This is a genomic window from Paraglaciecola sp., from assembly GCF_039942875.1.
Lineage (GTDB): Bacteria > Pseudomonadota > Gammaproteobacteria > Enterobacterales > Alteromonadaceae > Paraglaciecola.
On record NZ_JBDVBQ010000041.1, the window covers coordinates 85,446 to 107,445 of the forward strand.

Sequence of the window (22,000 nt, forward strand, 5' to 3'; positions counted from 1 at the left end):
AGGGGATGTTGCCTATTAGGCTGCGTTATCATACGTTCATGTTAATGCGGAGTCGTCAGGCTTCAAATTAGAAGGCAGTATATGAGTAACAAACAACTTTTACTAATTGATGATGACACTGAGCTTACCGAATTATTATCTCAGTATCTAACACCGCAAGGTTATGACTTGGATATTGTGCACGACGGTGAGGCTGGTATTGCTCATGCTACGTCCGGTAAACATTATGATCTCATCTTGTTGGATGTGATGTTGCCGAAGCTCGATGGCTTTGAAGTTTTAAAAAAACTTAGGATGAGTCATTTAACTCCTATTCTTATGTTGACTGCAAAAGGTGACGATTTAGACAAAATTCTAGGGTTAGAAATGGGGGCTGATGATTATCTAGCAAAACCCTTTAACCATAGAGAATTGTCTGCTCGTATTAAAGCTTTAGTTCGCCGCATGTCTTTACTACCTGCAACTAGTGCGCAACAGAACCTTAGATTAGATGATGTTGAGTTATCACCTGCATCACAACAAGTGTTGTGTGGGGGGCAGTTAGTGGAACTCACAGGCACCGAATATTCTATTTTGCATTTGTTGATGCTTAATCATGGAAACTTAGTGAGTAAAGAAGAAATTAGCGAGAAAGTACTAGGGCGGAAGTTAGCTCCGTTTGATAGAAGTATAGATATGCATGTCAGTAATTTACGTAAAAAATTAGCAGTGTTTAACCCTACAGAAAAAATTAAAACCCATCGTGGCGCAGGTTATTTATATTTGGTAGAAGTATGAGCTTGTTGAAGCGGGTAAATCCTGCAGCTAGTTTATTTTTTAAAATGTTTTTATGGTTTTGGTTGGCGATATTTTTAGTTTTTGTGAGCTCTATATGGTTAGTTAAGCAACTTGACTCCGAAGTAAAATACCGGCCCTTAAACCCACAGCAACAAAAGGAATTAGCCGTTGTAACCCGTATAGTCCAAAAGCAAGCTGATAAACTATCAGGGCTAGAATCACTGGAGTCTATGTTATATCAGGCTGGCAAACGTTCTAGAGTTGGCTTGGTATTATATAACTCCAAAGATAAAACGGTAATTTTTGACAACCCAAAGCGTATGCAAGCTTCCAAGAATGTTAGTGAACTTTTTGAGCCACGCCACAGATCTTTGGCTATTTGGGTCGGTGGTTTAGCGTATTGGGGAGCAAGTAACATTGAAATAGCAGGAAAAGAATATCAATTGTTTATAGTCACTCCTCGACCGGGAGGGGCCCTAAGGGTTATTCGGCATCAGTATCCGGGGCTGTTTGTTTTACTTCTAATTCTTCTTAGTGGTGGGTTATGTTACTTGTTCGTAAATTCAATACTTAAGCCCATTATCCAGTTACAAAATGCGTCTAAAAAAATGGCACGAGGAGATCTTACTGTCCGTGTCGAAAGCGTAGGTGAACGACTTGATGAAATTGGACAACTTGGCCGAGATTTCAATTATATGTCGGAGCAGGTGGAGCGTTTACTGATTGGACAAAAGCGACTATTAGCAGATATTTCCCATGAATTAAGATCTCCACTTACGCGTTTGCAATTATCTATAGGTATTGCACAACAACAGAATGCGTTGGAAGTTTCGGCTGATATGGTACTCGCATTAGAAAGGATAGAAAAAGAAGCGGGGCAAATAGAAAGCATGATTAGTCAAGTTTTGATGCTATCTAAACTAGATAATCAGCTACCGATTCAAAACCTACAAGCTGTAAGTATTGTTGGGCTAATGACACCAATTATTAACGATGCTGAATTTGAAGCCGAACAGAAAGGCAAAGCTATTAGCTATCTGTGTGATTGTTCACTTACCTTTGATGCAGAGCCACAACTGTTAAGTAGTGCTGTGGAGAATGTCTTGCGCAATGCTATTCATTACGCTAATAGGATTGTGGAAGTAAAAGTATCAGTGAGTAACAATGCAATAAAGTGGGTTATTTTGGATGACGGTAATGGTATTCCTGAAACTCAGCTCACTAAAATATTTGACGCTTTTTATCGGGAGTCAACCGCACGTGATAGGGACAGCGGCGGTATAGGTTTGGGACTAGCCATTGCCTGCCAAGCCATTGCTAAGCACAAAGGAACGATTAAAGCAGCTAACCGCTCAGAAGGTGGATTAGCGGTCACTATGTCTATCCCAATAGCCTAACGCTACTTCCAAAAGTGGGCGATATTTTAGGGGCTCAAACAAAAAGTTTAAATATGAATGTATTCAGTAAAGAACATGAATTAGAAGATTCTTATAAAAACGTAATCGTCCCTTTTTGGGATAGTCAAATGAGTTTCGGGAGTTTTCAAGGAGTTGCAGATGTAAAAATTGCTTACTCATTTGTGAAACATTCAAAACCAGTTGGTTCAATTGTCATTTCGACTGGGCGTATTGAATCAATGCTTAAATACAAGGAAGTTGTTTTTGACTTATACCAAGCTGGGTATTCTGTTTTTATTCATGACCATAGAGGGCAAGGATTGTCTGGACGTATGTTAGGCAATAAGCATTTGGGGTATGTGACTGACTTCTCTGATTATGTTGCTGACTTTAAAACATTCATTGATAAAGTTGTGACTCAGCATAGTGAATATCAACCTAATTTACTATGCCACTCTATGGGGGGCGCTATAGGCGCCATGACAATAATGCGTTACCCCAATTTATTTAAAAAAGTGGCTTTTTCTGCGCCTATGTTTGGAATCTTGCCTGTATTACCTAGATGGTTGTCGCGAACGTTATTAAGCCTACATAAAGTTTTTTGCCCAGAGCCGGCATTTTTTTGGGGCCAGAAAAATTATGAGAGTAAGCCTTTTGACAGAAATGAGCTGACCCATAGTCAAATTCGTTATCAGATTTTTAGAAATGAATATCACGACCAACCAGACATTCAACTTGGTGGTGTGACTGGTAGCTGGCTAAAAGCTGCAATAGCAGCAATGGATGATATTGAAAATGAAGCTTCGGACTTTCCGATACCATCATTAGTTATTCAAGCTGGTGGAGATACAGTGGTTGATAATAAACGACAGGCTCGTGTTGCAAATAAATTAGCAAATTGCAGATTTATGATTATTAAGAAAGCAAAACATGAGCTAATGGAAGAGCTGGATATCTTCAGAGATCGGGCCATGAATGCTATTTTAGATTTTTATAAATAATTGTGTTCAGATAAATACTGTCGTTTTTGATACCATCATTTATCTGACTCCAAAAAATGATTATTTATGCTTGATATTGTTTTATACCAACCTGAAATCCCGCCCAATACAGGAAATATTATTAGATTATGTGCCAATACTGGATTCGCTTTACATCTAATTGAGCCACTAGGTTTTGAATGGGATGATAAAAGAGTGCGCCGTGCTGGGTTGGACTACCATGAGTTTGCTCAAGTAAAGAAATACCCCAGCCTAGAGGCATATATTGAAGCACGTGCACCTGAAAGAATTTTTGCTTGTACGACAAAAGGTACCGCTTTTTTTGCTGAGGTTAAATATCAAGCGGGTGATGCTTTACTATTCGGTCCTGAAACTAGAGGCTTACCTGACGATGTAATCCAGTCTTTACCGCCTGAGCAAAGAGTACGCATCCCTATGTTACCAGAAAGTCGCAGTATGAATTTGTCTAACGCTGTATCAGTATTTGTGTATGAAAGTTGGCGTCAATTGAATTTTAATGGAGCGGTATAGTTATCTTTAAAAGTGGACCGTTCCGTTAAATTGATGTTAACTTGGTAGCAGATGATATGGTGCTCTAAGGTAATTAAAAACAGATACCTCATCGGATGAATGTCACCTGATCATCTAGTAACTGGATAGTTTGTAATTCAACTGAGCTATCCATCTTTTTATTATTAGAGGAAAAACTATGACATTTACACCTGATATGGCTTCCGAGTTAACTTTATTACTTAAGTTTCCTAATAAAAGTCTAATGCAAGGTATCAAGATTCATCACGATGCTAAACCAGAGGTTGTTTCTGCGGCTCAAAGATTATTTGAAAAAGGCATAGTGACGCAACCTGACGGAGGTTACCTTACTGACTTAGGACATGACTTGTTTGAACATGCGCAAGTGTTAGGACTTGCCATGACCACGGAGTAACCCAAGGTTTTCGTTATTTAAAGAATTACCTAAGTATATAGTTTAGAAATTAGTCAGGGTTGCCGATAAACAAGCATTAGCTCAAACATAGAATATAATTTATGAACCTAATCAAGTCCTTATGCTCCACTTTAACGATGTTTTTATTTATCGGTAACGCAGCCGCTGCTGAAAATATTAAAGCCGTACAGCTTTATTCCCAAGAAGAGCTTTTGCAACTGATTAATAAAAATGAGCACCTCAGTCGTGTTGTGCTAGATGACTGCCAATTAGTTCAAGATATTCAAGCCCGTGCAGAAGTCTTAAAAATACCAGCCTATCAATTTTTATGGGGAGACATGCTGGCGTGGGGAGTATGTGTGGAAGAAGATGCCGAGCGCGGCATAATGTTTATGCATCAGGCAGCTGAACAGGGTCTTGCATCAGGTTTAGAGCAACTCGGTAGATATTATGCTCAGGGTAAGTTAGTACAGCAAGATAAAGAGCGAGCAGTTGTTTATCTGAGAGAAGCGTCAGCCTTAGGCAACTTAAAGGCGCAGATACAATTAGCTGAACTGTTCATTGATGGGTATGGTAGCCCTTATGATTACGAAGATGCCTATCATTGGCTATATAATGCCATTACTTCAGATAAGCCTACACACTCCAAAATAGCTCACTGTATTTCTGGGTTAGAAAAATTAATGCACCCGAAAGCGGTACGTAAAGCTAAAAGACCATTAAATTCTTAAAATAAGCATAGTTAATTCGCTCCAATTAACAATGCTTGAAGCTATGGGAAATCACACTTCTATATTTTAAATTTGAAAGCACTGGTTTTTAAATTGCCTAACTCGCTATAATAGCTACTTATACTATAAATCAACGGACCTTCCATTTGTCTCAATCAGACGATCCCCATTATCAACGGGAAAAAGAAAAATATGAAAACCCTGTGGCCAGCCGAGAGTACTTACTCGAACTTTTAGATAAAGCCAAGGGCCCGCTGTCTTTTCTTGAATTTTGTCAATTGCTTAATGCAAAAGATGAAGACTCTCGAATAGGTATTCAGCGTCGTTTACGGGCAATGGAACGAGAAGGGCAGGTTGAATTTACCCGAGATAAAAAGTACGCCAAGTTAAAGATTGAAGAACTTATTAAAGGCCGTGTCATTGGGCATAGAGATGGTTTTGGTTTTTTAAAGCGTGAAGATGGCGAAAAAGATCTCTTTATTCATAATGCTCAGATGGCTGCAGTACTACATGGCGATATTGTACTGGCTAAAGAAAGTGGTACCGACAATAGGGGGAGACGAGAGGCTCGTATTGCTAAAATTATAGAGCCACGGGCTGAGCCAATAGTAGGGCGCTATTTTTTTGAAAATAATGTTGGCGTGGTTATTCCTGATGATAGTCGTATTAATCATGAAATCATGATCCCCAAAGAACAAAGTAATGGTGCCCGTCAAGGTCATATTGTAGTGGTTGAAATTGTCCAAAGACCACGTCGTAGAGATAATGCTATTGGTAAAATCGTAGAAGTCTTAGGTGAACATATGGCGCCTGGCATGGAAATAGACATGGCGCTGCGTACCTTTGATATTCCTCATGATTGGCCAAAAGGTGTTGAACGGCAAATTAAAGGGTTAACTGATCAAGTTCCAGAAGAAGCGAAAGAAGGGCGAATTGATTTAAGACAACTTCCCCTTGTTACGATAGATGGTGAAGACGCAAGAGACTTTGATGATGCTGTTTTTTGTGAGCCACTTGACGAGGGGGGGTGGCAGTTATGGGTTGCCATTGCTGATGTCAGTTACTATGTGCGTCCAGGTACTGCATTAGACAGTGAAGCCCAAAACCGCGGTAACTCAGTCTATTTTCCAGAACAAGTTATCCCCATGCTACCAGAAGTTTTATCGAATGGTTTGTGTTCACTAAACCCTCAAGTAGACCGTTTGTGTATGGTTTGCGAGATGACTATCAGCGCAGCTGGTGAGCTAGTAAAGCATAAGTTTTATGAAGCGGTGATGAATTCCCACGCAAGGCTTACTTATACCAAGGTTTGGGATATTTTACAGGGTGACCCAGAGTTACATAAACGTTACGCAGAGCAAGTGACGCATCTTAAAAATTTGCACGATATGTATCGTGTTCTTAAGCGAAGCCGTAATAAGCGTGGAGCTATTGAGTTTGAAACTCAAGAAAGTAAGTTTGTATTTAATGCGCAACGGAAAATAGATAATATTGTTCCTGTTACTCGCAACGATGCTCATAAGCTAATTGAAGAATGTATGATTTTGGCTAATGTCTCTGCTGCGGAAACTCTCGACACAAATAATGCTGAGGCCTTATATAGGATCCACGATGAACCAGACTCAGATCGTCTTGGTGCATTTTTATCTTATTTAGCGGAAGTGGGGATCACCCATAAAATTGGTTCTGAAGTATCACCCCAAGATTTCACCGATGTAATAGAAAAAATTCAAGATCGTCCTGATCAAGAGTTGATCCAAACCATGTTGTTACGTTCAATGAAGCAAGCTGTGTATGACCATGAAAATATTGGTCATTTTGGGTTGGCTTTAGAAGCCTACGCGCATTTTACCTCGCCAATCCGCCGTTATCCTGATTTAGTTGTTCATAGGGCATTAAAGGGGATCGTAGATAAGCAAAATCAACGCAAAAGTAAGACTGGTGGAAAAGCCTATTCTGCTGATGAAGTAGAAGCATTGGGTGAGCAATGCTCAATGACAGAGCGCCGCGCTGACGATGCAACCCGAGATGTAGCCGATTGGCTAAAATGTGAGTTTATGCTTGACCATGTAGGGGATGTATTTGATGGGGTGATTGCATCTGTCACCAACTTTGGGTTTTTTGTGCGATTAACGGAGTTTCATATTGATGGTTTAGTGCATATCACTTCTTTAGATAATGATTACTTCCGGTTTGATGAAGTTAAGCAATATTTGGTTGGGGAAGCCTCTGGCGTAACCTATCGATTAGGCGACCCAGTTGAAGTAAAAGTGGCTTCAGTAAACTTAGATGAACGAAAAATAGACTTTTTGCTTGATGGCGCTCACGGTAAAGCTATTAAACGATCTGCAACCCGTAAAGCCTCTCGTCGCAAGAAAAATGCTGGTGACAAAGGGGCTGCAGAGATAGATAAAATATCACCTAAGCAAAAAGAGCAAGCAAAGGGATCTAATCAGAAAAAGCCAGCGAAGAAAACCAGTAGCCGCAAACCAAGAACGAGTTCTAGTAAAACAAAGGGCTCTCGTAACAAACCCGCTACCTCATCCAGAAAGAGGAATAAATAATGGCTCAACAAGAGTGGTTATATGGCATTCATGCCCTTGAATCGGTCATTCAACGAGAGCCTGAACGTTTAATTGAGCTATTTGTGTTGAAAGGGCGTGATGATAAGAGTATCCATGGCATTGTGAGTCAAGCAAGAAAGTTTGGTGCTTCAGTGCAGTTCTGCCAAAGAAAAACGTTAGATGACAAAACTGACGGGGGACAACATCAGGGCGTTTTAGCAAAAGTTAAACCTGCAAAGCAATATAACGAAAATGACTTAGCTGCTATTGTTGAGTCTTCTACTACGCCTTTTTTATTGATTTTGGATGGAGTTACCGACCCTCATAATTTAGGAGCCTGTTTGCGTACCGCCGATGCCGCAGGCGTAGATGCTGTTGTTGTGCCCAAGGATAAATCCGCAGCCCTAACGCCAGTAGTCCGTAAAGTAGCTTGTGGCGCTGCCGACGTTGTTCCCTTGGTACAAGTGACTAATTTAGCTCGTACCCTAAGAGACCTTCAAGATGCCGGTGTGTGGATTATTGGCACTGCGGGTGAAGCAGAAAATAATATTTATGACTGTAAACTTGTTGGGCCAATGGCATTAGTAATGGGGGCTGAGGGAAAGGGGATGCGCCGCTTAACCCGTGAACATTGTGATGAGCTGATTAAGTTGCCTATGGCGGGGTCTGTTTCTAGCTTGAATGTATCAGTAGCAACGGGCGTGTGTTTATATGAAATAGTTAGACAAAGAGGTTAGCCTCTATACCTTAATTAACTAAATACCTTCCTGTTTGTGTTTATTGTGGTGCATTGACAAGTAACTGTGTTGGTGTGCCACCAATAGCTTCCTCTTGGAGTTAATTATTCCACTTCGAGATTTTAAAATGCGTTTTATTTCTTTTGTTATCGGAAACGTTCTAAGTCTGCAAGGTGCATTATAGTTTCGCGCTCTTTCTATCTCTCTGTAGACAATGATTAAAGCCTTGGCGTGATTAATATCTATCATTATTATCAATGAAACTTTAAAAAAATGTAAATATCTATTCATTAAATCAATATTAATGTTAAAATATTGTAATTGATTGTGGTGGGGTATCTGATTTGTAAAATTCCACCTTTAATATATTGGAAAAATTATGACACTGAAAACGCCATTAGAGATGCTTTACCACTGGGAGTCAAAAGAGCCAAGCACTGTGTATTTGAAGCAACCGGTGCTAGGAGAAGTTAAAGAGTTTACTTGGAAGGAAGTGGGCGAACAAGTTCGTAAAATCGCCAGTAATTTAATTGCAATGGAGCTACCAAAGAGCAGCCATATTGGACTGCTATCAAAAAACTGCGCCGAATGGTTTATTACCGATTTAGCCATAATGATGGCAGGTCATGTATCAGTACCTATCTATTCTACAGCGGGTGAGAAGACGATCCGCTATGTGCTTGAGCACGCAAAGTGCCCTGTTATATTCGTTGGTAAACTTGATGATACGGCGAATCAAGTAGCTGCTATAGGAAACGACATTGTTAAGCTAGCTTTTCCATATCCTGATATTCCAGCAGATAAACAGTGGCATGAATTATTAGAGGTTGCGCCATGTACTGAAAACCCTATTCCTGATTTAGATTCAGTTATGACAATTATTTATACGTCAGGCAGCACAGGTAATCCAAAAGGCGTGGTCCATAATTACCGCTCCATATGTTGGGCTGCTCATGCATCATTAAAAGAGTTAGGAGTTAACTTTAAAGATAGGGTAATGAGTTATCTACCTTTAGCACATATCACTGAAAGAGTTTTAATCGAAATTGCAAGTTTCTACTCTGGCAAGAGAGTGAGCTTTATAGAATCTCTTGATACATTTTCCCGAGACATCTGTGCCACACAACCCACTTTGTTTATTTCAGTGCCTCGTTTATGGACGCGCTTTCAAATGGGCGTGCTTGCAAACATGCCTCAAAAGAAACTTAATTTTCTGTTGAGCATTCCCATTGTAAAAAATGTTGTTAAGAAAAAAATACAGCAAAAGCTAGGGCTAAGTGAGGCTCGCTTATGTGCGAGTGGCTCAGCGCCCATACCCGCTTCTACATTAGAATGGTTTAGAACTATAGGTGTAAATATTTCTGAAGGCTGGGGCATGACAGAAAATAGTGCTTATGGCACCTGTTGTGTGCCATTCAGGGCCGACAAAATTGGTTGTATTGGGAAGGCTTATGAAGGCGTTGATATCAGGATAGCCGAAGATGGGGAAATTCAAGTTAAAGGACCTTGTAATATGAAGGAGTATTATTTGGAGCCTGAAAAAACCGCAGAGGTTTTAACTAAAGATGGGTATTTAAAAACCGGTGATAAAGGTTCAATTGATAATGAGGGCTTCATCAAGATAACTGGTCGTTTAAAAGAAATATTTAAAACATCTAAAGGTAAATACATTGCGCCTGTTCCTATTGAATCTAAATTAATGGCTAACTCTATAATTGAGCAGGTTTGTGTCACAGGTTCACACTTAAAACAACCAATTGGACTTGTCGTTTTGTCGGCAGATGCTTTGAAAAAGCCATTTGAAGAAATAGAGCATAGCTTGTTAGTGACACTTGAAGAGGTTAACTCTTCACTGGAAAGCCATGCAATACTTGATAGGTTAATTATACTGAAAGATGAATGGACAGTAGAAAATGACCTGTTAACTCCTACCCTAAAAATAAAACGTCATACTTTAGAAAGTAAATACGAAGACCTAATAAGTGGTGATTTTAAAGGTAAAATAGCGAAGCAATAGCAAAGTTTACAAAATCTATGTAAACTCCCGTCCCAGTATTATTTTAATGCCCCAGAGGCGCCAATTGACGGTGCCTTATGAAGAATGTGCAAATAATGTGGAACTTTATTTACTTGTTCTACATCCTATTGCTGTACACATGTATTAACTATGGATAACTTTTTATGAAAAATGCTTTTTTATCTTCTGCTATTTTGTCACTTTTGCTACTTTCAGCATGTGGCGGATCAAGTGGCAATGGAGATAACACTTTTAGTGAACCTTATATTCAGTTTTATAACGGTTCAGCAAATAGCGCTACAACATTGATGGCCGAGGTCGATGGCAACGTTTTGGGGTCTGCTACTTATGGTGATGCGACAAGTTTAATTACTACACTTGAAAAAGGTGAATTGGAGTTAGAGTTTTACCGTATTGATGCAGATGATCAAGAAGTCACAGTAGAAGAAATGAATGTAAACCTTAAAAATGGTGATAAGTCATTAATTATTCTAAGTGGTGATTATGAAACACCTTCGTTTATGGAGTACACCTATACTCGTGAAGACTTAGAAGATCACTTCAGAATATTGGCAACCTCTGTTATTGCTGATGGAACAAGTTATGACCTTTACATGAGCGAAGCTGGTGAACCCTTTAGTGCTGCTAATTTCTTAGGTGCTGTTAATTATCAACAGCTTGATGAATTCGAGTATTGGGATGGTGACAGCGATAGTGATGACTTCGACGAAGGTGAATACATTATTTATCTGACAGAATCTGGTTCCACAGAACCTTTCTATGAGAGTGCAACTATTAGCTTTGCTTTCGACACTGAATACGTACTAGCCTTAAGAACAACCACTGGGGCGATTCAAGATAATGTGGTTATAGATCTTATTATTAATTCTTCTTCAGTCGGGAATTACGCTGATGATGATGCCACAGCTCAATATAGAATCTATAATAGTTTAGATGATAGTAGCTCAATTAACTTAACTCTAGCTGGAAACGACGATAATACTGAACAAGAATTAAGTCTAAGTGCTAATGAGTTAAGTGACTTTACTGAAATTGATTTTGGTGATTATCGTTTATCAGCAAGCCTTGAAGGTGACGAGTCTGCAGTATTCAATAATCGTTTGATTACATTGAACCAAGGAGAAAGTAAGGCTGTTGTTTTGTATAGAGATGCTGATGAGGCTTTAACTGCTGTTTCATTTCAAGAAAGTAGCTTGCCTCAAGTGTTTGATCATCAAATTCAGATTGTCAATTTAGCACCAGATTATTTTGACATTGATTTTTACTTTGTTCGTAAAGATGAAACGATTGAAAGCGCGGAGTATTTAGTCGCTGGTTTAGATTATGAAGAAAGCAGAAGTATTACTCTTCCTAGTGACTTTTATGAGTTGATAGCAGTATTTGATGATAGTAATGACACTCAAGTTTTACTCGATAGAACTGAACTGTTGGGAATTAACGAAGAGGTTAATTACATCATAACTGTTGAGAAAACAGATGATTCAGCGACAGGGTTTGAAATATCTGTTCTTTATTAGTATTCGAATAGTATAAAAAGGCCTCTTAAGAGGCCTTTTTTATGAATGCATATTTGTCACTGCCCCAATATAAAGTAGCCTTCAGAGCATAAACCTCCTAAAACAAAGCCTTAAGATTGATAATAGTGGATTTATTGGATTATTTTGAAATTACACTATCCCTACCTATACTTTTCTGTTAGTATTTCGCGCCCTTTTAACTGGGGTATGTATAAAAAAGCAACGAATAGCTGCTTTTTTACAGATAAACGACTCGGAAGAGTCTTAATTTTAACAGCGGAGCACTAACATGATCCAAATGCAAACTAACCTGGATGTTGCTGATAATAGCGGCGCTCGCAGGGTTCAGTGTATTAAGGTTCTTGGTGGCTCGCATCGCCGTTATGCACATATTGGTGACATCATTAAAGTTACTGTGAAAGAAGCAATTCCTCGCGGTAAAGTAAAAAAAGGTGATGTACTAAATGCAGTGGTGGTGCGTACTAGGAAAGGCGTTCGTCGTCCAGACGGTTCATCTATCCGTTTTGATAACAACGCAGCTGTTTTGCTAAATGCAAACAAGCAACCTATTGGTACGCGTATCTTTGGCCCGGTTACTAGAGAACTTCGTGTTAATAACATGAAAATTGTCTCATTAGCCCCTGAGGTACTATAAGGAGTCACGATATGGCTAATAAAATTCGTCGTGATGATGAAATCATCGTTTTAGCTGGTAAAGACAAAGGAAAACAAGGCAAAGTGCTTAAAGTTATTCCTGCGGCTAACCGTCTAATCGTTGAAGGTGTTAATCTAATCAAGAAGCATCAGAAGCCTAACCCTCAATTGGGTGAAGCAGGTGGTATTGTTGAGAAAGAAGCATCAATTCACGTATCAAATGTAGCGATCTACAACTCGAAAACGGGTAAAGCAGATCGTGTGGGTTTCCGTCTTGAAGATGAGAAGAAAGTTCGTTTCTTCAAATCAGACGGTGAACTAATTTAATTAATTGGAGAGTACGATGGCGAAACTGCATGATTTCTATAAAGACTCAGTGGTAGCGGAACTTGCTAAGCAGTTCAACTATCAAAGCGTCATGCAAGTCCCTCGGATTGAAAAAATCACTCTAAACATGGGTTTAGGTGAAGCGGTAGCAGACAAAAAGGTATTGGAAAATGCCACGGCTGACATGCAAGCAATTGCTGGTCAAAAGCCTGTTGTAACTGTTGCTCGTAAATCTGTTGCGGGTTTTAAAATCCGTGAAGGTTATCCGATTGGCTGTAAAGTAACCCTACGTGGTGAACGTATGTGGGAATTCTTTGAACGTTTAGTTTCAATTGCAATTCCACGTATCCGTGACTTCCGTGGCTTAAATCCTAAGTCATTTGATGGTCGTGGTAACTATAGCATGGGCGTTCGTGAGCAAATTATCTTCCCAGAAATCGATTTCGATAAGGTTGATAAAATCCGCGGTATGGATATCACTATCACTACTAGCGCTCAAAACGATGCGGAAGCACACGCTTTATTAAGCGCGTTTAACTTCCCGTTCAAAAAGTAAGGTGTAGGGTTATGGCAAAAGAATCAATGAAAGCGCGCGAAGTTAAACGCGCCAAACTAGCTGCTAAGTACGCGGTAAAACGCGCTGCTCTTAAAGCAACTATCAGCGATGTCAACTCTTCTGACGAAGACCGTTGGGACGCTGTTCTTAAGCTGCAACAACTGCCACGTGATTCATCTGTAAGTCGTAAGCGTAACCGCTGCAATATTACAGGTCGTCCACATGGTTTCCTACGCAAGTTTGGCATGAGTCGTATCAAGTTGCGTGAAGCAGCGATGCGCGGTGAAGTGCCTGGCTTGAAAAAAGCCAGTTGGTAAGGAGTAGCTGATATGAGTATGCAAGATCCTATCGCGGACATGTTTACCCGCGTACGTAACGGCCAGATGGCTAGCAAGGTTTCTGTATCTATGCCCTCTTCTAAAGTTCGTGTTGCTATTGCAGGCGTTCTAAAAGAAGAAGGTTACGTAACAGACTTCGCTGTTTCTGGTGACGTTAAGCCGGTATTAGAAGTAACGTTAAAGTACTTCGAAGGCAAAAAAGTAATCGAAAGCATTGAGCGCGTAAGTCGCCCTGGTCTTCGCATCTATAAGAAAAAAGATGAGTTGCCAAAAGTAATGGGTGGTTTAGGTGTGGCTATCGTGTCTACCTCTAAAGGTGTGATGACTGACCGTGCAGCGCGTAAAGCGGGCATGGGTGGTGAGATCATCGGCTACGTAGCGTAAGGGGAATAGAATGTCACGTATAGCAAAAGCTCCTGTAGATGTCTTATCTGGCGTAGAAATTTCTATTGCTGGTCAAGAGATTACAGTTAAAGGTAAAAACGGCTCGCTAACTCGTGTATTTAACGATGCAGTTGAAGTAGTACAAGAAGATGCACAACTTAAAGTTGCTCCTCGTGAAGGTGCAGTTAATGGTTGGGCTCAAGCTGGTACCGCTCGCTCATTGTTGAACAACATGGTTGTAGGTGTAGCTGAAGGTTTTGAGAAAAAATTATTGTTGAATGGTGTTGGTTACCGTGCTCAAGCGCAAGGTAAAAAATTAAATTTAACTTTGGGTTTCTCTCACCCTGTAGCATATGAAATGCCTGAAGGTATTTCTGTTGAAACTCCTAGTCAAACTGAAATCATCGTTAAAGGCGTTGATAAGCAGTTGATAGGTCAGGTTGCAGCTAACATCCGCGCATACCGTCCGCCAGAGCCTTATAAAGGTAAAGGTGTTCGTTACGCTGATGAAGTTGTGCGTCGTAAAGAAGCTAAGAAGAAGTAGGAGTCAGTACGATGGATAAAAAATCAGCTCGTTTGCGTCGCGCTACTCGTGCACGCAAAAAAATTAGTGAATTGGCAGCGCATCGCTTGGTTGTTAACCGTACCCCTCGTCACATATACGCTCAGTTAATCGCTCCAAGTGGTTCTGAAGTATTGGCGTCGGCATCAACAGTTGAAACTGAGATCGCTAGTAGCCTTAAAGGCACTGGTAATTCAGCTGCAGCTGCGGCTATTGGCAAGACCATCGCTGAACGCGCTATAGAAAAAGGCATCAAATCTGTTGCTTTTGACCGTAGTGGATTCAAATATCACGGTCGAGTTAAGGCATTAGCTGATGCAGCTCGCGAAGCTGGTCTTCAGTTCTAGGAGTTAATTATGGCTAAAGTAGAAGCTCAACAACAAGGTGACTTGTTGGAAAAATTAATCGCTGTTAACCGTGTTTCTAAAGTAGTTAAAGGTGGTCGTATCTTTAGCTTTACTGCTTTGACAGTAGTTGGAGACGGTAATGGTCGTGTTGGTTTTGGTTACGGTAAAGCACGTGAAGTGCCTGCTGCAATCCAAAAAGCAATGGAAAAAGCACGTCGCAATATTGTGACTGTTGATCTAAATGGCAACACGCTACAGCATCCAATTAAAGGTCGTCACTCAGGCTCTAAAGTTTACATGCAGCCTGCATCTGAAGGTACTGGTATTATTGCCGGTGGTGCGATGCGTGCAGTATTAGAAGTGTCTGGTGTACAAAACGTACTTTCAAAATGTTACGGATCTACCAATCCAATTAACGTTGTGCGTGCAACTATCAATGCGTTGACAGAAATGAATTCGCCTGAGTCAGTTGCCGCTAAGCGTGGATTGTCTGTATCAGAAATTTTGGGGTAATTGAACATGGCTAAGATGATAAAAGTAAAGCAAACAAAAAGCTCTATCGGTCGTCTACCTAAACATAAAGCTACGCTTACAGGTTTAGGTCTTCGTCGCATCGGTCATGTTCGTGAATTAGAAGATACCCCTTCTGTCCGTGGCATGATCAACCGTGTATTTTACATGGTTGAAGTAGTGGAGGAGTAAAAGATGCATTTGAATACTCTTGCTCCTGCACCTGGAGCGAAAAAAGCTGGTAAACGTGTGGGTCGTGGTATGGGCTCTGGTCTTGGAAAAACTGGTGGCCGTGGTCACAAAGGTCAAAAGTCTCGCTCTGGCGGTTCTGTAAAACCTGGTTTTGAAGGTGGTCAAATGCCTATCCAACGTCGTCTTCCTAAATTTGGTTTTACTTCTCGTAAATCTATGGTTTCTGACCAAGTTACGTTAAGTGAAATAGCCAAAGTTGAGGGCGAAGTTGTATCACTTGAAACTTTGAAAGCAGCAGGTCTTATCAAAAAAGAAATGTTGTTTGTTAAAGTAATGAAAAGTGGCGACATCTCACGTGCCGTAACGGTTAGTGGTTTAAAGGTATCTAAAGGCGCACTTGAAGCGATTCAAGCGGCTGGCGGTAAAGTAGAGGAATAAACTAGATGGCTAAACCAGGACAGGACTCAAGCGCTAAAGGCGGCTTGAGCGAGCTTAAATCAAGATTGTTGTTCGTACTTGGTGCGATCATAGTATTTAGGTTGGGTTCTTTTGTACCTATTCCTGGTATTGATGCGGCGGTGTTGGCTGAATTATTCGACCAACAGAAAGGTACTATCGTTGAAATGTTTAACATGTTCTCCGGTGGCGCTCTTGAACGTGCATCAGTTCTAGCCCTAGGCATCATGCCATACATTACAGCATCTATTATTGTGCAGTTGTTATCACATATGCATCCGCCAATGATGGAACTGAAAAAAGAAGGCGAAGCTGGAAAACGCAAAATTAGTCAATACACTAGATATTTCACTTTAGTGTTAGCGACTTTCCAAGCGATTGGTATTGCGACTAATTTACCTAACCTTATGCAAGGTTTGGTAATTAATCCCGGTTTCGGTTTTTACTTTACAGCAGTAGTGAGTCTGGTTACTGGGACTATGTTCCTAATGTGGCTAGGTGAACAAATTACAGAGAGAGGTATTGGTAACGGTATCTCTATTCTGATTTTCGCCGGTATTGTTTCTGGTTTGCCATCAGCATTAGGTAATGTTGCTGAACAAGCTAGGCAAGGTGAAATAAACTTATTATTCTTGTTATTAGTGGGTGTGATTATTATCGCAGTCACTTACTTTGTGGTTTTTGTAGAGCGTGGTCAACGACGTATTGTTGTTAACTATGCTAAACGCCAACAAGGTCGTAAGGTCTTTGCTGCACAAAGCACGCATTTACCTTTAAAAGTGAATATGGCTGGTGTTATACCGCCAATTTTTGCGTCAAGTATAATTTTGTTTCCTGGAACAGTTGCTAACTGGTTTGGTCAGAATGAGTCATTATCTTGGTTACAAGATGTGGCATTAATGTTGTCTCCTGGACAACCTTTGTATGTGATGTTTTACGCTGCGGCGATTATCTTTTTCTGTTTCTTCTATACTGCGTTGGTATTTAACCCTCGTGAAACAGCGGATAACTTGAAGAAGTCAGGGGCATTTATCCCTGGTATTCGTCCTGGTGAACAAACATCTAAATATGTTGATAAAGTCATGACCCGTCTTACATTGGCTGGTGCGCTTTACATAACCTTTATATGTTTAGTGCCTGAGTTCATGTTGATCGCCTGGAACGTTCCGTTCTACTTTGGCGGTACATCATTACTAATTATGGTAGTGGTTGTCATGGATTTCATGGCGCAGGTACAGACACATTTGATGTCACATCAATATGAGTCTGTTCTTAAAAAAGCTAATCTTAAGGGCTACGGCCGTTAAGATAGCGATTTACGGAGTGATGAAATGAAAGTTCGTGCATCCGTCAAGCGGATTTGCCGTAACTGTAAAGTCATTAAGCGCAACGGTGTTGTGCGTGTGATTTGCAGTTCTGACCCTAAGCATAAGCAAAGGCAAGGTTAATCAACTGGGATTGGGGGTCGTCTATATACACTAGCGCCTCAATCCTTAATTGCAATTTAGTTGTTGGGTAAGTATCCTATCGGGCTTTTTAGGCTAACAACTATAAATATAGAGGAGTACTGTTAATGGCCCGTATCGCTGGCATTAACATCCCTGAGCACAAGCATGCTGTGATTGCATTATCTGCAATCTACGGTGTCGGCTCCACACGTGCTAAAAGCATTTGTGCAGCAGCTGGTGTTGCAGAGACAACAAAGATCAAAGATCTTGATGAAGAACAGATTGATAAGTTACGTGATGAAGTAGCTAAGTTCACAGTTGAAGGTGATCTTCGCCGTGAAGTATCAATGAGTATTAAACGTTTGATGGACTTAGGTTGCTTCCGTGGTATACGCCACCGTCGTAGTCTTCCTCTACGTGGTCAGCGCACTAAAACTAATGCGCGCACCCGTAAGGGTCCTCGCAAAGCAATTAAACGATAAGCGAGGATATTATGGCTAAAGCACCAACCAAAGCGCGTAAACGCGCAAAACGTCAAGTTGCAGATGGTATGGCTCATATCCACGCCTCTTTCAACAACACCATAGTGACTATTACAGACCGCCAAGGTAATGCCTTGTCTTGGGCTACGTCAGGTGGTTCAGGTTTCCGTGGTTCACGTAAATCTACACCATTTGCTGCTCAGGTAGCTGCTGAACGTGCAGGTACTGCCGCTCAGGATTACGGTTTGAAAAACATAGAAGTGTTTGTTAAAGGTCCAGGTCCAGGTCGAGAATCTGCGATCCGCGCTTTAAACGCTGCTGGTTATAAAATCACTAATATTACCGATGTGACACCTATACCTCACAACGGTTGTCGTCCACCGAAAAAACGTCGCGTTTAATCGACGGACAGTTGGAGAAAGATCATGGCAAGATATTTGGGTCCCAAACTCAAACTTAGCCGCCGCGAAGGAACAGATTTGTTCCTTAAAAGTGGCGTTCGAGCAATTGACTCGAAATGTAAAATAGATAATGCACCTGGTCAGCATGGCGCCCGTCGTGGACGTTTATCAGACTATGGTGTTCAATTACGTGAAAAGCAAAAAGTACGTCGTATGTATGGTGTATTAGAAAAGCAATTCCGTAACTACTATAAAGAAGCAGCACGCTTGAAAGGTAATACAGGTGAAAACTTGTTACAACTTTTAGAGCAGCGTTTAGACAATGTTGTATATCGTATTGGTTTCGCAAGTACTCGTGCTGAAGCACGTCAGCTTGTTAGCCATAAAGCCATTTTGGTAAACGGTAAAGTTGTTAACGTTCCTTCTTTTAACGTTTCTGCTGATGATGTTGTGTCTGTTCGCGAAAAAGCGAAGAAACAAGCACGTATCGTTGCTGCTCTTGAATTAGCAGATCAGCGTGAAAAACCAACTTGGATTGAAGTAGACAACAAGAAAATGGAGGGTACATTTAAACGTGTTCCTGAAAGAACTGATTTGTCTGCCGAAATTAACGAACAGTTGATCGTCGAACTTTACTCTAAGTAAAGCTTAAAGAAGAGAGGAAACAATGTCGGGTTCTGTAACTGAATTCTTAAAACCAAGATTAGTTGAAATTGATAACGTCTCGCCAACTCGAGCTAAGGTCACACTTGAACCTTTAGAACGAGGATTTGGCCATACGCTAGGTAACGCGTTACGTCGCATCTTATTGTCTTCAATGCCAGGATGTGCTGTAACAGAAGTTGAAATTGATGGTGTATTACATGAATACAGCACCAAGGAAGGCGTACAAGAAGACGTTATTGAAATATTGCTTAACCTTAAAGGTTTAGCCGTGCGTCTTGAAGGCAAAACTGAAGCAACACTAACTCTAGTGAAGTCGGGAGCTGGCCCAGTATTAGCTGGTGATATCCAGCATGATGGCGATGTGGAAATTGTTAACCCTGATCATGTAGTTTGTACTTTAACTGGCGAAGCTGAACTCAGCATGCGTATTAAAGTAGAAATGGGTCGTGGTTATGTTCCAGCATCAACACGCCGCTCTTCAGAAGAAGATGATCGTCCTATTGGTCGTTTATTGGTAGATGCTTCATACAGTCCAGTTGAACGTATAGCTTACAATGTAGAGTCTGCTCGAGTAGAGCAAAGAACCGACCTTGATAAGTTAATCATTGATATGGAAACCAACGGTACTATTGATCCAGAAGAAGCGATTCGTCGTTCGGCTACAATTTTAGCTGAACAATTAGACGCATTTGTTGAACTGCGTGATATTTCAGAGCCAGTTGAGAAAGAAGAGAAGCCGGAATTTGATCCTATTCTTCTTCGTCCTGTTGATGACCTTGAGCTAACTGTGCGTTCAGCTAATTGTCTTAAAGCAGAAGCCATACAATATATTGGTGACCTGGTACAGCGCACCGAAGTTGAGTTGTTAAAAACTCCTAACTTAGGTAAAAAATCTCTTACAGAGATTAAAGATGTACTTGCTTCTCGTGGACTTTCTCTAGGTATGCGCCTAGAAAACTGGCCACCAGAGTCAATCGCAGAAAAAGATTAATCTAGTTTTTTATTAAACTGATTTGTAAAGAAGGATAAAACTATGCGCCATCGTAAAAGTGGTCGTCAGTTAAATCGTAACAGCAGTCATCGTCAAGCGATGTTCAAAAATATGGCTGGTTCTTTGGTAAAAGAGGAGTTGATTAAAACAACTTTACCAAAGGCGAAAGAACTACGTCGCGTACTTGAGCCTCTTATCACTCTTGCTAAGCAAGACAGTGTAGCTAATCGCCGTTTGGCAATGGCTCGTACTGGTGATAAAGAAGTTGTTGGTAAATTGTTCAATGAACTTGGTCCTCGTTATGAAGAGCGTCCAGGTGGGTATATTCGCATTTTAAAGTGTGGATTCCGTACTGGTGATAAAGCACCTATGGCCTACGTTGAATTGGTTGATCGCCCAGAAGTAGAAGCAATCGAAGAGATTGAAGAAGCAACTGAAGAGTAAGGTTTGTAACCTGAAATTGGTCGACATACTAAAAAATAGAAGCCCGGTGTATACCGGGCTTTTTTATGCCCATAGATAACCGGAAGTCATTTCTCTGCTAAGTTGCGTGCAGCTAAAAGTGATAATAAGTGATGACTTATAATGTCTACAAATGTACTTAAATTTTGTTATTTAATGTATGAAGACAGTGTTCAACTCACCTAAGCTCAGCTTAAATATTTGTAGAGGAAAACTAACAATGGTTTGTGATGTGCGGCCAAATTTTACGTTTGACACCTAAGTTTCATTTACAAGGTCATATAAGCAACCAAGTAGTTTAATGATGATGTGGAGGAATGCTGGTCTTATAAGTTGCGGCTATTTTAATCCTTTATACTTAATACTTCAGCCAGTTCTTCTTGTGTAGCACCGCCGTTAATGGCATAACTACCTAAGTCTTCGCTAGTTATTCCAGAGTTGTAGGCTGCTTCAATAATCTTTATTACATTTTCCCTTTTTGCTGCCGACTCACGAACAGCTGTCGTTACTACTTGCTCTGCGTCGTTTGGAAATGCTGCTAATAAAGCTTCTACTACATATTCCCCGACCAACGGAACTGCACCTATCGCAGTACTTAATATTTCGACAATTTTACTAGGGTGTTCTTTCGCTAATGATTGAACTATGTAGTCAGCAGAGTCTGGTTCTGTAATTACTGCAATACGCACTATTTCATTTAACTCTTCAGGTGTTGTGCTTGCAGCTGCGGTTACGACAAAATCTACATAGCTTGGGTCAGCATTAATTGCTGTTTCTACAATACTACTGCAACTCGTAATTCCCTTGCTTATAGCTATGGTAACCACTTCTTGTGCTAAAGCAGGTTGTGCAGAAATTGCAGAGTGAATTATCTCTTTATATTTATCAGGATATAGGTCTAGCGTAGTTGTAACTATTGCGGCTGACTGCTGTGGATAATGATTAACTATAGATTTTACTGTCAAGCCGACAGAGTTGTTCTTTTGAACCTGGTTCTGAATGAAGTTTTCAGTAATTTGTGTGGATTTACCTTCTATTAAGCTTGGGCTCGCCGAGACTTTGTTTAGACAACTAATAGAGCTAGTTAAAATAATTACACTTATTACTACAATCTTCATATAACATACCAATATTTAAGAAAAGACGAATTTCTAATTATTCGTTCTTATTGAGAAGTTAATCTAACAACATTTCTTTGAAATAGACAGCTTTATAACCAGTTTGCGTGGTTTTTGAGCGAACAGTAAAATAAATGAAATAAAGTGTTGCATAGGAATGTGTTGTCTCTATAATGCGCCCTCGCTTCAAGGCAGACCGGTTGAAACAACACGGGGCAGCGGCAACGAAGTCAATGTAGTTGACGAGTTGCATATATTTAAGAAGTATATTTGAAGCGGGATGCAGCGAGATTTAATTTGAAAAGTTTTTAAATTAAAACGTTGACATCAAATTTTAACGGCGTATTATACGCCTCCCGCTTAAGAGGGTCCACGGACAGCTTAAGCCGCTAACGAAG

28 protein-coding genes are annotated in these 22,000 nt (G+C 40.4%); 27 read left to right on the top strand and 1 reads right to left on the bottom strand.

The genetic code is table 11. The features are described from left to right. The first annotated feature begins 81 nt into the window (after positions 1-81). The 27 genes from ABJE44_RS13835 (at position 82) to rplQ (ending at position 20,466) form a co-directional block, all read left to right on the top strand. Entirely contained in the window at positions 82-777 is a 696-nt protein-coding gene (locus ABJE44_RS13835; protein ID WP_348110286.1) for a response regulator transcription factor, read from the top strand. Further along, a complete protein-coding gene (locus tag ABJE44_RS13840) occupies positions 774-2,174 on the top strand; it encodes an ATP-binding protein (RefSeq protein ID WP_348110287.1) in 1,401 nt (466 codons plus the stop codon). Before ABJE44_RS13835 ends, ABJE44_RS13840 begins: the two co-directional genes overlap by 4 nt. Before the next feature lie 53 nt (positions 2,175-2,227). Beyond that, on the top strand, positions 2,228-3,175 hold the full coding sequence (locus ABJE44_RS13845; protein WP_348110288.1) for an alpha/beta fold hydrolase: 948 nt from the start codon (positions 2,228-2,230) through the stop codon (positions 3,173-3,175). A 66-nt stretch (positions 3,176-3,241) separates the two neighbouring features. Continuing rightward, positions 3,242-3,706, top strand: coding sequence for a tRNA (uridine(34)/cytosine(34)/5-carboxymethylaminomethyluridine(34)-2'-O)-methyltransferase TrmL (gene trmL, locus ABJE44_RS13850; RefSeq protein ID WP_348110289.1), 465 nt, complete (start codon positions 3,242-3,244; stop codon positions 3,704-3,706). A 178-nt stretch (positions 3,707-3,884) separates the two neighbouring features. Beyond that, complete coding sequence (locus tag ABJE44_RS13855; RefSeq protein WP_133471061.1) at positions 3,885-4,121, top strand: TIGR02647 family protein; 237 nt, start codon at positions 3,885-3,887, stop codon at positions 4,119-4,121. 137 nt (positions 4,122-4,258) lie between these two features. Continuing rightward, complete coding sequence (locus ABJE44_RS13860; protein WP_348110304.1) at positions 4,259-4,852, top strand: tetratricopeptide repeat protein; 594 nt, start codon at positions 4,259-4,261, stop codon at positions 4,850-4,852. A 146-nt stretch (positions 4,853-4,998) separates the two neighbouring features. Further along, the gene (rnr, locus tag ABJE44_RS13865; RefSeq protein WP_348110290.1) at positions 4,999-7,416 is read left to right on the top strand and encodes a ribonuclease R; all 2,418 of its coding nucleotides are present in this window, start codon (positions 4,999-5,001) and stop codon (positions 7,414-7,416) included. Next, positions 7,416-8,153: a 23S rRNA (guanosine(2251)-2'-O)-methyltransferase RlmB gene (gene rlmB, locus ABJE44_RS13870; RefSeq protein WP_348110291.1), complete on the top strand. Its 738-nt coding sequence runs from the start codon at positions 7,416-7,418 to the stop codon at positions 8,151-8,153. The genes rnr and rlmB overlap by 1 nt, the downstream gene beginning before the upstream one ends. A gap of 379 nt (positions 8,154-8,532) precedes the next feature. Beyond that, positions 8,533-10,170: an AMP-binding protein gene (locus ABJE44_RS13875; protein WP_348110292.1), complete on the top strand. Its 1,638-nt coding sequence runs from the start codon at positions 8,533-8,535 to the stop codon at positions 10,168-10,170. A gap of 164 nt (positions 10,171-10,334) precedes the next feature. Further along, positions 10,335-11,708: a DUF4397 domain-containing protein gene (locus ABJE44_RS13880; RefSeq protein ID WP_348110293.1), complete on the top strand. Its 1,374-nt coding sequence runs from the start codon at positions 10,335-10,337 to the stop codon at positions 11,706-11,708. A gap of 289 nt (positions 11,709-11,997) precedes the next feature. After that, positions 11,998-12,363: a 50S ribosomal protein L14 gene (rplN, locus tag ABJE44_RS13885; RefSeq protein ID WP_133471054.1), complete on the top strand. Its 366-nt coding sequence runs from the start codon at positions 11,998-12,000 to the stop codon at positions 12,361-12,363. Between the two features lie 11 nt (positions 12,364-12,374). Then, on the top strand, positions 12,375-12,689 hold the full coding sequence (rplX, locus tag ABJE44_RS13890) for a 50S ribosomal protein L24 (RefSeq protein WP_133471053.1): 315 nt from the start codon (positions 12,375-12,377) through the stop codon (positions 12,687-12,689). 16 nt (positions 12,690-12,705) lie between these two features. Continuing rightward, complete coding sequence (gene rplE, locus ABJE44_RS13895; protein WP_133471052.1) at positions 12,706-13,245, top strand: 50S ribosomal protein L5; 540 nt, start codon at positions 12,706-12,708, stop codon at positions 13,243-13,245. An 11-nt stretch (positions 13,246-13,256) separates the two neighbouring features. After that, entirely contained in the window at positions 13,257-13,562 is a 306-nt protein-coding gene (rpsN, locus tag ABJE44_RS13900) for a 30S ribosomal protein S14 (RefSeq protein ID WP_133471051.1), read from the top strand. Between the two features lie 12 nt (positions 13,563-13,574). Further along, positions 13,575-13,967 (top strand): 30S ribosomal protein S8, encoded by a 393-nt coding sequence (gene rpsH, locus ABJE44_RS13905; protein WP_133471050.1) that lies wholly within the window; start codon positions 13,575-13,577, stop codon positions 13,965-13,967. A gap of 10 nt (positions 13,968-13,977) precedes the next feature. Continuing rightward, a complete protein-coding gene (rplF, locus tag ABJE44_RS13910; protein WP_348110294.1) occupies positions 13,978-14,511 on the top strand; it encodes a 50S ribosomal protein L6 in 534 nt (177 codons plus the stop codon). An 11-nt stretch (positions 14,512-14,522) separates the two neighbouring features. Next, entirely contained in the window at positions 14,523-14,876 is a 354-nt protein-coding gene (gene rplR, locus ABJE44_RS13915; protein WP_133471048.1) for a 50S ribosomal protein L18, read from the top strand. 9 nt (positions 14,877-14,885) lie between these two features. After that, the gene (rpsE, locus tag ABJE44_RS13920) at positions 14,886-15,389 is read left to right on the top strand and encodes a 30S ribosomal protein S5 (protein ID WP_133471047.1); all 504 of its coding nucleotides are present in this window, start codon (positions 14,886-14,888) and stop codon (positions 15,387-15,389) included. 6 nt (positions 15,390-15,395) lie between these two features. Next, complete coding sequence (gene rpmD / locus ABJE44_RS13925) at positions 15,396-15,578, top strand: 50S ribosomal protein L30 (protein WP_133471046.1); 183 nt, start codon at positions 15,396-15,398, stop codon at positions 15,576-15,578. A 3-nt stretch (positions 15,579-15,581) separates the two neighbouring features. Next, positions 15,582-16,016 (top strand): 50S ribosomal protein L15, encoded by a 435-nt coding sequence (gene rplO, locus ABJE44_RS13930; protein WP_133471045.1) that lies wholly within the window; start codon positions 15,582-15,584, stop codon positions 16,014-16,016. 5 nt (positions 16,017-16,021) lie between these two features. Next, positions 16,022-17,341 (top strand): preprotein translocase subunit SecY, encoded by a 1,320-nt coding sequence (gene secY / locus ABJE44_RS13935; RefSeq protein WP_133471044.1) that lies wholly within the window; start codon positions 16,022-16,024, stop codon positions 17,339-17,341. A 24-nt stretch (positions 17,342-17,365) separates the two neighbouring features. Continuing rightward, the gene (gene rpmJ, locus ABJE44_RS13940; protein WP_007104309.1) at positions 17,366-17,482 is read left to right on the top strand and encodes a 50S ribosomal protein L36; all 117 of its coding nucleotides are present in this window, start codon (positions 17,366-17,368) and stop codon (positions 17,480-17,482) included. 125 nt (positions 17,483-17,607) lie between these two features. Next, positions 17,608-17,964 (top strand): 30S ribosomal protein S13, encoded by a 357-nt coding sequence (rpsM, locus tag ABJE44_RS13945; RefSeq protein WP_133471043.1) that lies wholly within the window; start codon positions 17,608-17,610, stop codon positions 17,962-17,964. 11 nt (positions 17,965-17,975) lie between these two features. Further along, a complete protein-coding gene (gene rpsK / locus ABJE44_RS13950; RefSeq protein ID WP_133471042.1) occupies positions 17,976-18,365 on the top strand; it encodes a 30S ribosomal protein S11 in 390 nt (129 codons plus the stop codon). A gap of 24 nt (positions 18,366-18,389) precedes the next feature. Then, complete coding sequence (rpsD, locus tag ABJE44_RS13955) at positions 18,390-19,010, top strand: 30S ribosomal protein S4 (protein ID WP_133471041.1); 621 nt, start codon at positions 18,390-18,392, stop codon at positions 19,008-19,010. Positions 19,011-19,032: 22 nt separating this feature from the next. After that, the gene (gene rpoA, locus ABJE44_RS13960; protein ID WP_133471040.1) at positions 19,033-20,022 is read left to right on the top strand and encodes a DNA-directed RNA polymerase subunit alpha; all 990 of its coding nucleotides are present in this window, start codon (positions 19,033-19,035) and stop codon (positions 20,020-20,022) included. Between the two features lie 42 nt (positions 20,023-20,064). Continuing rightward, positions 20,065-20,466, top strand: coding sequence for a 50S ribosomal protein L17 (rplQ, locus tag ABJE44_RS13965; protein ID WP_133471039.1), 402 nt, complete (start codon positions 20,065-20,067; stop codon positions 20,464-20,466). 362 nt (positions 20,467-20,828) lie between these two features. Here the strand turns inward: rplQ and ABJE44_RS13970 are convergent, their stop codons facing one another. Beyond that, entirely contained in the window at positions 20,829-21,602 is a 774-nt protein-coding gene (locus tag ABJE44_RS13970; protein WP_348110295.1) for a hypothetical protein, read from the bottom strand. Between the last annotated feature and the right edge of the window lie 398 nt (positions 21,603-22,000).

Coding starts and splice junctions, on each gene's coding strand:
- secY (WP_133471044.1), top strand. CDS start 16,022: ATGGCTAAACCAGGACAGGACTCAAGCGCTAAAGGCGGCTTGAGCGAG.
- rplQ (WP_133471039.1), top strand. CDS start 20,065: ATGCGCCATCGTAAAAGTGGTCGTCAGTTAAATCGTAACAGCAGTCAT.
- ABJE44_RS13835 (WP_348110286.1), top strand. CDS start 82: ATGAGTAACAAACAACTTTTACTAATTGATGATGACACTGAGCTTACC.
- rpmJ (WP_007104309.1), top strand. CDS start 17,366: ATGAAAGTTCGTGCATCCGTCAAGCGGATTTGCCGTAACTGTAAAGTC.
- rplO (WP_133471045.1), top strand. CDS start 15,582: ATGCATTTGAATACTCTTGCTCCTGCACCTGGAGCGAAAAAAGCTGGT.
- rpsD (WP_133471041.1), top strand. CDS start 18,390: ATGGCAAGATATTTGGGTCCCAAACTCAAACTTAGCCGCCGCGAAGGA.
- rpsH (WP_133471050.1), top strand. CDS start 13,575: ATGAGTATGCAAGATCCTATCGCGGACATGTTTACCCGCGTACGTAAC.
- rlmB (WP_348110291.1), top strand. CDS start 7,416: ATGGCTCAACAAGAGTGGTTATATGGCATTCATGCCCTTGAATCGGTC.
- rplX (WP_133471053.1), top strand. CDS start 12,375: ATGGCTAATAAAATTCGTCGTGATGATGAAATCATCGTTTTAGCTGGT.
- ABJE44_RS13860 (WP_348110304.1), top strand. CDS start 4,259: ATGTTTTTATTTATCGGTAACGCAGCCGCTGCTGAAAATATTAAAGCC.
- ABJE44_RS13970 (WP_348110295.1), bottom strand. CDS start 21,602: ATGAAGATTGTAGTAATAAGTGTAATTATTTTAACTAGCTCTATTAGT.
- ABJE44_RS13840 (WP_348110287.1), top strand. CDS start 774: ATGAGCTTGTTGAAGCGGGTAAATCCTGCAGCTAGTTTATTTTTTAAA.
- rpoA (WP_133471040.1), top strand. CDS start 19,033: ATGTCGGGTTCTGTAACTGAATTCTTAAAACCAAGATTAGTTGAAATT.
- ABJE44_RS13880 (WP_348110293.1), top strand. CDS start 10,335: ATGAAAAATGCTTTTTTATCTTCTGCTATTTTGTCACTTTTGCTACTT.
- trmL (WP_348110289.1), top strand. CDS start 3,242: ATGCTTGATATTGTTTTATACCAACCTGAAATCCCGCCCAATACAGGA.
- rplE (WP_133471052.1), top strand. CDS start 12,706: ATGGCGAAACTGCATGATTTCTATAAAGACTCAGTGGTAGCGGAACTT.
- rpsE (WP_133471047.1), top strand. CDS start 14,886: ATGGCTAAAGTAGAAGCTCAACAACAAGGTGACTTGTTGGAAAAATTA.
- rplN (WP_133471054.1), top strand. CDS start 11,998: ATGATCCAAATGCAAACTAACCTGGATGTTGCTGATAATAGCGGCGCT.
- rplR (WP_133471048.1), top strand. CDS start 14,523: ATGGATAAAAAATCAGCTCGTTTGCGTCGCGCTACTCGTGCACGCAAA.
- ABJE44_RS13855 (WP_133471061.1), top strand. CDS start 3,885: ATGACATTTACACCTGATATGGCTTCCGAGTTAACTTTATTACTTAAG.
- rpsK (WP_133471042.1), top strand. CDS start 17,976: ATGGCTAAAGCACCAACCAAAGCGCGTAAACGCGCAAAACGTCAAGTT.
- rpsM (WP_133471043.1), top strand. CDS start 17,608: ATGGCCCGTATCGCTGGCATTAACATCCCTGAGCACAAGCATGCTGTG.
- rpmD (WP_133471046.1), top strand. CDS start 15,396: ATGGCTAAGATGATAAAAGTAAAGCAAACAAAAAGCTCTATCGGTCGT.
- ABJE44_RS13845 (WP_348110288.1), top strand. CDS start 2,228: ATGAATGTATTCAGTAAAGAACATGAATTAGAAGATTCTTATAAAAAC.
- rplF (WP_348110294.1), top strand. CDS start 13,978: ATGTCACGTATAGCAAAAGCTCCTGTAGATGTCTTATCTGGCGTAGAA.
- rpsN (WP_133471051.1), top strand. CDS start 13,257: ATGGCAAAAGAATCAATGAAAGCGCGCGAAGTTAAACGCGCCAAACTA.
- ABJE44_RS13875 (WP_348110292.1), top strand. CDS start 8,533: ATGACACTGAAAACGCCATTAGAGATGCTTTACCACTGGGAGTCAAAA.